This window comes from Rhodoplanes elegans (genome assembly GCF_016653355.1).
Taxonomy (GTDB): domain Bacteria; phylum Pseudomonadota; class Alphaproteobacteria; order Rhizobiales; family Xanthobacteraceae; genus Rhodoplanes; species Rhodoplanes elegans.
Window position 1 is genome coordinate 1 of sequence record NZ_NHSK01000209.1, and the last position, 12,741, is coordinate 12,741.

The window sequence follows — 12,741 nt, forward strand, 5'->3', positions numbered from 1 at the left end:
GCAGGGGGCGGTCGGAGACGGTTGTCATGGGCGGAACTCTCGGCGTCGGCGGTTCGCGCGGGGCACCGCACTGGCGCCGTGCAGTGGATCGCGTTGCCGGATTTTTAGCAGGTCCCGAGGCTTTTCGAACGCGCCAGCGGCCCGCTGGTGGGAACCGAACGTCCACAACCGGCTTCAAGGCATAAAGATATCTTTATGTCTATCGCGAAACGTGCCATAGAGGATCGCCCAGCCCCGAGGGGCTACCCCCGACCTGCCGAGGACCGTGTCCGCATGGACGACCGCCTGAGCTTCGACGCCCTCAACGCCGCCTTGAAGGCGGCGGGCGAGGAGACGCGCCTGCGCATCCTCGCGCTGCTGGCGGAATCCGAGCTGACCGTGTCGGACCTGACCGACATTCTGCGCCAGTCTCAGCCCAGAATCTCGCGCCATCTCAAACTGTTGGCCGAAGCCTCGCTGGTCGAGCGGTTCCGCGAGGGATCGTGGGCCTTCTTCCGCGCCGCCGAGCAGGGCGAGGCGGCCGCGCTGGTGCGGGCGCTGCTGGCCCGGCTCGATCCGGCCGACCGCACCATCGGGCGCGACCGCGAGCGGCTCGCTGCGGTGCGGGCCGCCCGCAACCAGGCCGCCCAGGACTACTTCACCCGCCACGCCGCCGAATGGGACCGCATCCGCCGCCTGCATGCGAGCGACGAGGCGGTCGAGCAGGCGATCGTCGAGGCGCTCGCCGGCCGGCCGTTCCGCTCGCTGCTCGATCTCGGCACCGGCACGGGCCGGATGCTGGAGCTGTTCGGCCCGGAACTCGAGCGCGGGCTCGGCATCGACCTCTCCCGCGACATGCTGGCGCTCGCCCGCGCCCGGCTCGACCGCGCCGGGCTGAAGCACTGCTCGGTGCGCCACGGCGACCTGTTCGACCTCGCCATGCCGCCCGACAGTTTCGATGTCGTGATTCTGCACCAGGTGCTGCACTATCTGGACGACGGCGGCCGCGCCATCCGCGAGGCGGCGCGCGTGCTGCGCCCGCAGGGGCAGCTGCTGGTCGTCGACTTCGCCCCGCACGATCTCGAGTTCCTGCGCGAGCAGCACGCCCACCGGCGTCTCGGCTTTTCGCGCGAGACCATCACCCAATGGCTGGAGCAGGCGGGCCTCGAGCCCGGCCTGCACCGCGTCCTGCCGCCCGGGCCCGGCCCGGACGGAGGGCTCGCCGTCACCCTGTGGCTCGGCCGCGATCCGCGCATCGCGCTCGCCGAGCAAACCCGCGAGGTCGCCTGATGTCGCCGTCCGAGCCGCGCGCGAGCCGCGTGCCGCATTCCCGCGAGAGCCTGCGCGTCTCCTTCGAGTTCTTCCCGCCGAAGACCGAGGAGATGGAGAAGACTCTTTGGGAGTCGATCGAGCGGCTGGCGCCGCTGCGCCCCGACTTCGTCTCCGTCACGTACGGGGCGGGCGGCTCGACCCGCGAGCGCACCCACGCGACCGTCAAGCGCATCCTCGACGAGACGGCGCTGACCCCGGCCGCGCATCTCACCTGCGTGGCCGCGACCCGCGACGAGGTCGACGACGTGGTGCGCGAGTATCTGGCCGCCGGCGTGCGCCACATCGTGGCGCTGCGCGGCGATCCGGTCGCCGGCATCGGCACGGCCTACGCGCCGCATCCGGGCGGCTACGTCAACGCCGCCGATCTGGTCGGCGGCATCAAGCGGCTGGCGGAAGCCGAGAAGACCGACATCGAGGTGTCGGTCTCGGCCTATCCGGAGCGCCATCCGGAGAGCCCGTCCGACGCCGTCGATCTCGACATGCTGGCCGCCAAGGTGGACGCCGGGGCGAGCCGCGCCATCACCCAGTTCTTCTTCGACAACGATCTCTACCTTCGTTATCTCGACCGCGTCCGCGCCCGCGGCATCACGATCCCGATCGTGCCCGGCATCCTTCCCGTTCAGAACTTCAAGCTCGCCCGGTCGTTCGCCGGCAAGGCGGGCGCCTCGATCCCGGGCTGGCTCGCCGACCGCTTCGACGGGCTCGACGACGATCCGGCGACCCGCAAGCTGATCGCGGCCGCGGTCGCGGCCGAGCAGGTGCTCGATCTCGTCGACCGCGGCGTCACCGAGTTCCATTTCTACACGATGAACCGCGCCGACCTCGTCTACGCGGTCTGCCACCTCCTCGGCCTGCGTCCGCCGGCGGCCGTGCCGGCCGCGGCCGCCGAGGCGGCGGCGTGAGGCTCTTCTCGTCTCCCCTCGGAGGGGGGACGACAACAAGATCGACGTGATCGGAACCGATATGACCAAGCCCCTTGCTCCGTCCGAGACCGAGATCGCCCTGCGGGCGTTGGCGCGTGAAAAAATCCTGGTGCTCGACGGCGCCATGGGGACGCAGATCCAAGAGCTGAAGCTCGACGAGGCCGCCTTCCGGGGCGAGCGCTTCGCCGACTTCCCGCACGATCTGCGCGGCAACAACGACCTCCTGGTGCTGACCAAGCCGGACGCGGTGCGCGACATCCATCTCGCCTATTTCCGCGCCGGCGCCGACATCGTCGAGACCAACACGTTCTCCTCGACCACCATCGCGCAGGCCGACTACGGGCTGGAGGCGATCGCCTTCGAGCTGAACGAGGCGGGCGCGCGGCTCGCCCGCGAGGCCGCCGTGATCGCCGAGAAGGAGGACGGCCGCCGCCGCTTCGTCGCCGGCGCGATCGGCCCGACCAACCGCACCGCCTCGATCTCGCCCGACGTGTCGAACCCGAGCTTCCGCGCCATCACGTTCGACGAGCTGCGCGTCGCGTACGCCGAGCAGGTGAGGGGGCTCCTCGCCGGCGGCGCCGACCTCCTGCTGATCGAGACCGTGTTCGACACGCTCAACGCCAAGGCGGCCGTGTTCGCCATCGAGGAGGTCTTGGAGGAGCTCGGCCGCTCGGTGCCGGTGATGATCTCCGGCACCATCACGGACATGTCGGGTCGCACCCTCTCGGGCCAGACCCCGGAGGCGTTCTGGAACGCGCTGCGGCACGCGCGGCCGCTCACCATCGGGCTCAACTGCGCGCTCGGCGCCAAGGAGATGCGCGCACACATCGCCGAGCTGTCGCGCGTCGCCGACACGCTCGTGTGCGCCTATCCGAACGCCGGCCTGCCGAACGAGTTCGGCCTCTACGACGAGAGCCCGGAGTTCATGGCCGGCCTCCTGGCCGAGTTCGCCGATGCGGGCCTCGTCAACGTGGTCGGCGGCTGCTGCGGCACGACGCCGGCCCACATCCGCGCGATCGCCAAGGCCGTCGACGGCAAGCGGCCCCGGGAGGTGGCGCAGCCGAAGCCCTTTCTGAGGCTGGCGGGTCTCGAGCCGTTCACGCTCACGCCGGAGATCCCCTTCGTCAACGTCGGCGAGCGGACGAACGTCACGGGCTCGGCCAAGTTTCGCAAGCTGATCAAGGCCGGTGACTACGCCGCCGCGTTGTCGGTCGCACGTGATCAGGTCGAGAACGGCGCACAGGTCATCGACGTCAACATGGACGAGGGCCTGCTCGACGCCGTCGCGGCGATGACGACCTTCCTCAATCTGGTCGCCTCCGAGCCGGACATCGCCAAGGTCCCGGTGATGGTCGACTCCTCCAAGTTCGACGTGATCGAGGCCGGCCTGAAGTGCATCCAGGGCAAGCCGATCGTCAACTCGATCTCGATGAAGGAGGGCGAGGAGGCGTTCGTGCGCCAGGCCCGCCTCGTGCGGCGCTACGGCGCCGCGGCCGTCGTGATGGCGTTCGACGAGCAGGGCCAGGCCGACACGGTCGAGCGCAAGATCGCGATCTGCAAGCGCGCCTACGATATTCTCGTCGACCAGGTCGGCTTCCCGCCCGAGGACATCGTGTTCGACCCGAACGTCTTCGCGGTGGCGACCGGCATCGAGGAGCACGACGGCTACGGCCTCGCCTTCATCGAGGCGACGCGGTGGATCCGCCAGAACCTGCCGGGCGCGCACGTGTCCGGCGGCGTCTCCAACCTGTCGTTCTCGTTCCGCGGCAACGAGCCGGTGCGCGAGGCGATGCACTCGGTGTTCCTCTATCACGCCATCCAGGCCGGCATGGACATGGGCATCGTCAATGCCGGCCAGATGGCCGTGTACGACGATCTCGATCCCGAGCTGCGCGAGGCCTGCGAGGACGTGATCCTGGCGCGCCGCAAGGACGCCGGCGAGCGGCTGCTGGCGGTCGCCGAGCGTTGGCGCGGCCAGACCCGCGAGACGACCGAGGCGGTGCTCGAATGGCGCTCCTGGCCGGTCGAGAAGCGCCTGTCGCACGCGCTCGTCCACGGCATCACGGATTTCATCGCGCAGGACGTGGAGGAGGCGCGGCTCGCCTCGACGCGCCCGCTCGACGTGATCGAAGGCCCGCTGATGGCCGGCATGAACGTGGTCGGCGACCTGTTCGGCGCGGGAAAGATGTTCCTGCCGCAGGTGGTCAAGTCGGCCCGCGTGATGAAGCAGGCGGTCGCCTGGCTGATGCCGTTCATGGAGGAGGAGAAGGCGCGGAGCGGCGACACGGGCAAGAGCGCGGCCGGCAAGATCGTGCTCGCGACCGTGAAGGGCGACGTCCACGACATCGGCAAGAACATCGTCGGCGTCGTGCTCCAGTGCAACAACTACGAGGTGGTCGACCTCGGCGTGATGGTGCCGGCCGCGAAGATCCTCGAGGCCGCCAAGGCCGAGCAGGCCGACATCGTCGGCCTGTCGGGCCTGATCACGCCGTCGCTCGACGAGATGTGCCACGTCGCCGCCGAGATGGAGCGCCAGGGCTTCGACGTGCCGCTGCTGATCGGCGGCGCGACGACGAGCCGCGTCCACACGGCCGTGAAAATCGATCCGAACTACCGGCGCGGACAGGCCGTCTACGTCAACGACGCGAGCCGCGCCGTCGGCGTGATGGCGTCGCTGCTCTCCAAGGACAAGGTCGCCTATATCGACGAGATCCGGCGCGAATACGCCAAGCTCTCGGCCGCGCATGCGCGCGGCGAGGAGCAGAAGAAGCGGCTCACGCTGGCGGCGGCGCGCAAGAACGCGCTGACGCTCGACTGGTCGGGCGCCTACCAGCCGCCGCGGCCGAGCTTCGTCGGCCGGCGCGTGTTCGAAACCTACGACATCGCCGAGCTGATCCCCTACATCGACTGGTCGCCGTTCTTCTCGACCTGGGAGCTGACCGGCAAGTATCCGGCGATTTTCAAGGACGAGGTGGTCGGCGAGGCAGCGCGCGCCCTCTTCGCCGATGCCCAGATGATGCTGGAGACGATCCGGCGGGAGAACTGGTTCCAGGCGGCGGCCGTGGTCGGCTTCTGGCCGGCGGCGACGGAGGGCGACGACATCGTCCTCTACACGGACGAGACGCGGCGCGAGCGGCTCGGCGTGCTGCACACGCTGCGCCAGCAGCTCACCCGGCGCGAGGGCCGCGCCAACGTGGCGCTCGCCGACTTCGTCGCGCCGGTCGCGAGCGGGCTCGCCGATCACGTCGGCGGTTTCATCGTCACGGCGGGGCTCGGCGAGGACGCGATCGCCGACCGGTTCAAGGGCGCCAACGACGACTACTCGTCCATCATGGTCAAGGCGCTGGCCGATCGTCTGGCCGAGGCCTTCGCCGAGCGCATGCACGAGCGCGTGCGCCGCGAGTTTTGGGGCTACGCCGCGGACGAGCATCTCGCGCCCGAGGATCTGATCGCCGAGAAGTACCGCGGCATCCGGCCGGCGCCGGGCTATCCGGCGCAGCCCGACCACACCGAGAAGGGGACGCTGTTCGGCCTCTTGGGCGGCGAGGACATCGGCGTGAAGCTCACCGAGAGCTTCGCCATGTGGCCGGGCGCCTCGGTGTCGGGGCTCTATTTCAGCCATCCCGAGGCGCACTACTTCGGCGTCGGCAAGATCGAGCGCGATCAGGTCGAGGACTACGCGGCCCGCAAGGGCTGGAGCGTCGGCGAGGCCGAGCGCTGGCTCGCCCCGATCCTCAACTACGACCCGCGGTCGTTGTCGGACGAGGCGCAGGCGGCGTCCGTGGCGGCGGAGTAGGGCGATCTCGGCGAACGCAGCGCGTCACCTCTCCCCGGACGCGCGGAGAGGTCGACGTTCGCGCGTTTGGCGCGAATGTCGGGTGAGGGGGCGCCTCCGCGAGTCTCGGCTTCGGGGAAGCGCCCCCTCACCCGACTCGCCGCTGCGCGGCGAGCCACCGTCTCCCCGCGCGCGGGGAGAGGGATCCACATCCCACCCGCACGCCGGACCCCGGCACCAAACGCCGCCTCGTGCGTTGTCGCGGCAGACCCGAAGCGCCTGCGGAACCCGACCCCCGAATGCAAGTTGACGTGCTCCCCGTGACCACCGACCGCATCCTGCGCCCCGGACGCAACGTCTGGCGCATCGAGCCGGCGCATCGCGTCGCCGTGCTGATCGATGCCGGGACGTACTTCTCGGCGCTGCGCCAGTCGCTGCTGCGCGCCCGGCATTCGGTGCTGGTGGTGGGCTGGGACATCCACAGCCGGACGCGGCTGCCGCGCTGCCTGCCGGCCGGTCCCGACGCGCCCGTCGACGACCTGCCCGAGACGCTGGTGGACTTTCTCGCCGCGCTCGCGGCGCGCCGGCCCGAGCTCACCATCCGGCTGCTTCTGTGGAACTACTCGGTGCTGTTCGCGGCCGAGCGCGAGTGGTTCCCGACCGTCGCGATCGACCAGAAGACGCCGCCCCAGGTGATCCTGCGCCTCGACGACCGGCTGCCCTTCGGCTCGTCGCAGCACCAGAAGATCGTGCTGGTCGACGACGCCGTCGCGTTCTCGGGCGGCATCGACCTGACGATCCGCCGCTGGGACCGCTGCGACCATCATCCCTGCGATCCCGACCGGGTCGATCCGGACGGCGTGCCCTATCCGCCGTTCCACGACGTGCAGATGGTCACCGACGGCGCGGCGGCCCGTGCGCTCGGCGAGGTGGCGAAGACGCGCTGGCGGCGCGCCACCGGCGAGACGCTGGAGACGATCGCGCCGACGACCGATTCTGATCACGATGCGGCGCACGATCCGTGGCCGGACGGCGTCGCGCCCGACGTGCGCGACACCCGGCTCGCCATCGCCCGGACGGTGCCGTGCTGCGACGACGCCGACCCCGAGGTGCGCGAGGTCGAGGCGCTGTATCTCGACAGCATCGACGCGGCGCGCCGCAGCATCTACATCGAGAACCAGTTCGTCACCTCGACCGTGATCGCCGAGCGGATCGCCGGGCGCATGCGCGCCGTGCCGGCGCTCGAGCTCGTGGTGGTGACGCCGCGCCAGTATCACTCCTGGATCGAGGCCAACACCATGCATGCCGGCCGGGCGCGCTTCCGCCGCATCCTGGAGGACGCCGGCGTCGCGGCGCGGGCGCGCTTTCTCTTCCCGCAGGTGCGCGACGGCGAGCACGTCGCCGACACCATGGTGCATTCGAAGGTGATGGTGATCGACGACCGGTTCCTGCGGGTCGGGTCGGCCAATCTCAACAATCGCTCGATGGGCGCCGACGCCGAGTGCGACGTGGCGCTCGAGGCCGCGAGCGAGGCCGAGCGGCGTGCCGTCACCCGCATCCGCAACCGGCTGATCGCCGATCATTGCGGCGTGCCCGAGCAGGCGGTCGCCGACGCGCTGGTGCGCACCGGCTCGCTGGTGCGCACCGCCGAGACGCTGTCGGGCCAGGGCCATCGGCTCTGCCCGGTCAGCGATCCGGAGGAGCCGACCGGCGTGCTCGCCGGCACCATCGAGCCGCTCGCCGATCCCGAGAAGCCGATCTCGGTCGAGGCGGTGACGGCGCATGTGATGGGGCCGACGCGAGCGCGGCGGCTGCCCGGCGCCGTCAAGGCCGGCGCGGTCGTGCTGGTGCTGCTCGCGATCCTGCTCGCCTGGCGCTACGGCCCGCTCGCCGCCTATGCCGACATCGAGCGCGTGCGGGAGATTCTGGGCGGGCTCGGCGGCGTGTGGACGCCGGTCGCCGTCACCGGCCTCTACGTGGCGGCGGGCCTCGTCGGCTTTCCCGTGACGGTGCTGATCGCCGCCACGGCGATGGTGTTCGGCGGCTGGCTCGGCCTCGTCTATGCGGCGATCGGGACGCTGGTCTCCGCCACGGTCGGCTTCGCCATCGGGGCGCGGCTCGGTCACAAGCCGCTGGTCGGGCTGCTCGGGCCCCGCGTGAACACGATCCGGCGCGAGATCGTCCGCCGCGGCGTGCTCGCCGTCGCCACCATCCGGGTGCTGCCGATCGCTCCCTTCGCGGTGATCAACCTGCTCGCCGGTGCCGGCGGCGTGCGCTTCGTCGACTTCATCGGCGGCACCGCGCTCGGGCTGGCGCCCGGCATCGTCGCGATGTCGGCGTTCGGCGATCAGCTCCTCGCGGTCGTCAAGGATCCGACGCCGGGCCGCATCGCCGTGGCGGCGGCGCTGCTCGCCGTCTGGATCGGCGTCGCCTTCGCCCTGCAGCGCTTCGCCACCCGGCGCGGGAGCCGCGAGCCGTGACGGTCAAGCCGCCCGGGACGTTCCGGGTGATGACGTGGAACATCCACGGCGCGCTCGGCCGCAACCCGCGTTTCGATCTCGCCCGTGTGCTCGAGCTGATCGAGCACCACGACCCCGACATCGTCGCCTTGCAGGAGGTCGACTCGCGCCGCCCGCACACGGCCGACACCGAGACCTTCTCCGTGATCGAGCGCCGGCTCGGGCATTGGGGACTCGGCGCCAAGACGATCGTCACGGCCGATGGCGCCTATGGTCAAATGTTGCTGTCTCGGTGGAAGCCGCGCCACAGCGACGTGCACGACATCTCCTATCCGGAGCGCGAGCCGCGCCGCGCCATCGTCGCCGACATCGACACGCCGGACGGGCCGGCACGGGTGATCGCGACGCATCTCGGCCTCTCCTTCGGCGAGCGTCGCACCCAGGCGCGGGCGCTCCTTCAGCTGATCGACGGCGGGCCGCAGACCACGGTCGTGGTCGGCGACTTCAACGACTGGCTGTTCGCCGGCTCGGTGCGGGCCGTCCTGCGCGGCGCCTGTCCGGGGCGCACGCGCTTCCGCACCTTCCCGTCCGGCTTTCCGCTGTTCCGGCTCGACCGCATCTATTGCCGGCCGGCGGCGGCGCTGGTGCAGGGCTTCACGGATCCGGCCGCCGCCCGCCTCTCGGACCATCTGCCGGTGATCGCCGACGTGGTCGCCGTGCCGGTCGCCCGATCCCCCGGCGGGCCTCAGTCGGCCAGCCGGTCGCACGACGCGACGATCGTCGCGAAGCGGTCGGCGAGCGCGGCGAGCGCGTTGCGGTGAACGTCGGCGGCCGGGATGACGGCGCCGCTCAGCGGGTCGCGCAGGTCGCGCGTCGCCGTCGCGTTCGCCACCACGGTGGCCTGCAGCCCGAGATCGAGCGCGCCGCGCGCCGTCGCCTCGATGCACATGTGCGTCATGAAGCCGGCGAGCACCAGCGAGGAGCGGTGCAGGGCGTGCAGGCGATCGGCGAGATCGGTCGAGGCGAAGGCGTTGGGTAGGCTCTTGGTCACCACCGGCTCGCCCGGAGCGGGCGCCGCCTGCGAGGCGATCTCGACGCCGGGCGAGCCCGGCGCGAACGGGCCGGCATCGGTGCGGCCGTGATGCACGATGTGGATCACCGGCGTCTCGAGCCGGCGGGCGCGCTCGAGCAGGCGGCCGATCTCGTCCAGCGCCGCGTCGACGCCCGGCAGCGGCAGCAGGCCGTCGACATACTCCTGCTGGGCGTCGATCACGACCAGCACCGTGTCGGCGAGGCGCGGCGGCCGTATCGCGACGCCGGCGAGCTCGAGCAGTGTTTTGGGGGACATTCTGAAAGCTCCGGAGGGACCAGAAGGCCGGTGTGACTCGCGTCCCCGGCAGCGTGCCTCGGCGTGGTGCGCCGAAACAAGCCGTCGCCGAGGCGTGCGACCGTCCGGATAAAACAAAACACCGGAGAACGGGTTCTCCGGTGTCCCTGCGGGGAGCCTCGGCGGGGTTTCGTTCGGCGTTGCCTTCTCGGCTTGGCCCGCCTGCGGTGAGCGTCCTATCCGATCAGAACGCACCCAACACGATGGCGGTGACGAAACCGAACACGACGTAGATCGCCACGCGGTTCAGGTCGATCGAATAAACCAAGATCGTCTCCTCGGGACGTTGAACGGCCGGAACACTAGCACAACCGCATAGCGTTCTGAAGTCGGAAACAATTCCGCAGCGCAACATCATCTCGCGCTGCAGTCGATCGGATTTTTCAACTTGTGGAATTCTTCAACGAACATCCACGATGATCGTGTGCTCGCGCACCGGCTTCTGCTCCCACGGCCGCTGGTAGAGGAAGCGCAGCTCGGCGCGGCCGCGGCCGGCGCCGACCAGCTTCCATCGGCGCAGCCCGAAGGCGCCGATCGCCGGATCGCCGGCCCGTGCGGCGTGGCCCAGATCCGTGAGCGTGACGCAGGCGGCGTCCCGGCTCGCCGCCGCATCGTAGCGCCATGCGAAGCCGGTCGTGACGTTCTCCTCGAGCGAGATGGTCGAGGTCTCGCCGACCGCGAGGGTCAGGGGCGCCGAGGCGGTGCGGGACTGGGCCGCGGCAGGGCGCGAGCACCCCGGGACGATGATCAGAAACGCGGCGAGGGCGGTCGCAATCGCAAACGGTCGCGGAAAGGGGACGCACATGAAATCGGTCTCGTCGGTGCGCCCGGCGAACGCCGGGACGAGCGGGCCGCACCGGGACCGTCGGCGGACGCCCCGACCGCGTCCGCTCAGGCCCCCGATGCGGGGGCGACGGCACGCTCGACGAACAGGGCCGCCTCCAGCGCGGCGCGGTCGCGGCCGAACCGGCCGACCACCTGGACGCCGAGCGGCAGCCCCGATTCGTCGTACACCCCCGGAACATTGATGCACGGCGTGCCCATCAGCGTCCACATTCTGTTGAAAATCGACTGTCCGGTGGATTCGAGCCCGCGCGGCGCCGCGCCGGGGGCCGACGGGGTGAGCAGCACGTCGACCTCGCCCATCAGGTCGGCGAGCGCGTGGCGGGCCCGCTTGGCGACCCGCCGGGCGTCGTCATAGGCCTCCGGCGTGATGTCGACGGCCGCGGCGAGATGCGCCTTGAGATGCGGGCCGAGCCGCTCGCGGTGGGTGTCGTATTCGTAGGCGAGCGCCCGGTGGACCTCGTGATCCTGGATCGCGGCATGGGCCCGGAACGCGTCCTCGAACACGGGCGGCAGCTTGATCTCCACCACGGTCGCGCCGGCCGTCTGGGCGCGACGCGCGGCCAGCTCGACGGCCGCCTGCATGGCGGGGCTCGCCTCCGGCCAGATGTGGGTGCGGGCGAGGCCGATGCGCGGCGCCGCCGGCGCGACGCGGTCGACGCGGAGATCGCGGCCGGTCAGCGCCGCCGCCGCGAAGGCGACGTCGATGATGCCGGCGGCGAACAGGCCGGCTGTGTCGAGCGACCACGAGAAGCATTTGCAGCCGACCATCGGCAGCATCCGGTAGGACGGCTTGTAGGCGGCGACACCGCAATAGGCGCCGGGCCGCACCACCGAGCCGCCGGTCTGGGTGCCGATCGCGACCGGCAGCATTCCGGCCGCGACGGCCGCGGCCGAGCCCGACGACGAGCCGCCCGGCGTATGGGCCGGGTCGTGCGGGTTGCGGGTGTCGCCGGCATCCATGAAGGCGAACTGGGTCGTCACGGTCTTGCCGAGCAGGAGGCCGCCGGCCCGGCGCAGCATCGACACCAGCGCCGCATCGGCCGCCGGCCGGTGGCCCGCATAGACGGGCGAGCCGTAGGCGGTCGGCAGGTCGGCGGTGTCGAAGATGTCCTTCACGCCGACCGGCAACCCGCGCAGCGGCGCCGCCGAGAGCATCGCCACGGCCGCCTCGGCCCGCGCTCGTGCGCGTGCCACGTCGAGGGCCGCGAAGGCCCGGACCTCGGGCTCCCGCGCCGCGATCGCCTCGGCACAAAGCTCCACCACCCCGGCCGGCGTGATCCCCCCGGCGTCGATTTTCCGGGCGAGATCGAGAGCGGACAACGGACCGACCAGCGGCTTCGCCACGGCATGCTCCTGGGAGGCGGGGGAGGGGGGATCGTGAGCCGGCGCCATTAGGCCGAACCGCCGGGCTTCATCAAGTCCGAGATTGCCGTCGGCGAGGACGCGAACTTGGTAACCAAACCACCACGCCGTGACCGCCAAGCCGCACCGACGGTGGAACCGTAGGGTAACGTTGAGGGCTCCTTAACGGACTCCTCGGCACAGTCGCGCCATGACGCGCGACGTTCGTTGGTATCTCGTCGGCTCGCTCGTTCTCCTCACGCTCGCCGGATGCGCTCGCAACTTCATGGGGCAGCGCGAGACGTGGCGTCGTGAGGCGGAGGTTCAGTGCCTGAAGTCCGGCTCCGTGAAGCAGGGGCCGGCCGTGGCGTTGCTGTCGCCGATCGACGGCCCCGGCATGTGCGGCGCCGACTTCCCCATGAAGGTGGCGGCGCTCGGCGAGAGCGGGGCGCTCGGCTGGGCCGACGAGCCGCTGCGCCCGCCCGGCGGAATTCCGCGCGGCGCCTCGACGTCCTCTCCCACCCGCGCCTCGCCATCGGCGTCGTCGACGGCGTCGGGCACCTCGGCCGGCCGCGTGCTCGGCGCGCCGCCCGGCTATCTGCGCGTCCCCGACGGCCCGCCGCCGCAGACCCGGCCGGCGAGCGGCTACGGGAGCGGCGGCTACGGCGGCGGCTACGGCGGCAATGGCTACGGCTCCGG

The 12,741-nt window shown here is 71.2% G+C and carries 9 protein-coding genes and 1 pseudogene; 6 read left to right on the top strand and 4 right to left on the bottom strand.

What is annotated here, in order from left to right; translation table 11 throughout:
* The first annotated feature begins 273 nt into the window (after positions 1-273).
* The 5 genes from CCR97_RS24340 (at position 274) to CCR97_RS24360 (ending at position 9,289) form a co-directional block, all read left to right on the top strand.
* Positions 274-1,269: an ArsR/SmtB family transcription factor gene (locus CCR97_RS24340; RefSeq protein WP_111356196.1), complete on the top strand. Its 996-nt coding sequence runs from the start codon at positions 274-276 to the stop codon at positions 1,267-1,269.
* A complete protein-coding gene (metF, locus tag CCR97_RS24345; protein ID WP_111356197.1) occupies positions 1,269-2,213 on the top strand; it encodes a methylenetetrahydrofolate reductase [NAD(P)H] in 945 nt (314 codons plus the stop codon). Before CCR97_RS24340 ends, metF begins: the two co-directional genes overlap by 1 nt.
* Before the next feature lie 61 nt (positions 2,214-2,274).
* Entirely contained in the window at positions 2,275-6,030 is a 3,756-nt protein-coding gene (metH, locus tag CCR97_RS24350) for a methionine synthase (protein WP_111356198.1), read from the top strand.
* 299 nt (positions 6,031-6,329) lie between these two features.
* Positions 6,330-8,489, top strand: a complete 2,160-nt coding sequence (locus CCR97_RS24355; RefSeq protein ID WP_146618865.1) for a VTT domain-containing protein — start codon at positions 6,330-6,332, stop codon at positions 8,487-8,489.
* On the top strand, positions 8,486-9,289 hold the full coding sequence (locus CCR97_RS24360) for an endonuclease/exonuclease/phosphatase family protein (protein ID WP_245429096.1): 804 nt from the start codon (positions 8,486-8,488) through the stop codon (positions 9,287-9,289). The genes CCR97_RS24355 and CCR97_RS24360 overlap by 4 nt, the downstream gene beginning before the upstream one ends.
* On the opposite strand, the gene CCR97_RS24365 is transcribed toward CCR97_RS24360, so the two are convergent.
* The 4 genes from CCR97_RS24365 to CCR97_RS24380 all read right to left on the bottom strand — a co-directional run bounded on the left by CCR97_RS24365 (position 9,214) and on the right by CCR97_RS24380 (position 12,045).
* The gene (locus CCR97_RS24365; RefSeq protein WP_111359224.1) at positions 9,214-9,816 is read right to left on the bottom strand and encodes a cysteine hydrolase family protein; all 603 of its coding nucleotides are present in this window, start codon (positions 9,814-9,816) and stop codon (positions 9,214-9,216) included. The two genes, CCR97_RS24360 and CCR97_RS24365, sit on opposite strands and share 76 nt — an antisense overlap.
* A gap of 223 nt (positions 9,817-10,039) precedes the next feature.
* Positions 10,040-10,213 carry a hypothetical protein gene (locus CCR97_RS24370; RefSeq protein ID WP_170145982.1) on the bottom strand — a complete coding sequence of 58 codons (174 nt, stop codon included), beginning with the start codon at positions 10,211-10,213 and terminating at the stop codon, positions 10,040-10,042.
* 42 nt (positions 10,214-10,255) lie between these two features.
* Positions 10,256-10,660, bottom strand: a complete 405-nt coding sequence (locus CCR97_RS24375) for a protease inhibitor I42 family protein (RefSeq protein WP_111359225.1) — start codon at positions 10,658-10,660, stop codon at positions 10,256-10,258.
* An 86-nt stretch (positions 10,661-10,746) separates the two neighbouring features.
* Complete coding sequence (locus CCR97_RS24380; protein WP_245429099.1) at positions 10,747-12,045, bottom strand: amidase; 1,299 nt, start codon at positions 12,043-12,045, stop codon at positions 10,747-10,749.
* A 208-nt stretch (positions 12,046-12,253) separates the two neighbouring features.
* Between CCR97_RS24380 and CCR97_RS24385 the strand changes: the two are divergent.
* A pseudogene (locus tag CCR97_RS24385) lies at positions 12,254-12,741 on the top strand (extensin family protein); the annotation flags it as partial.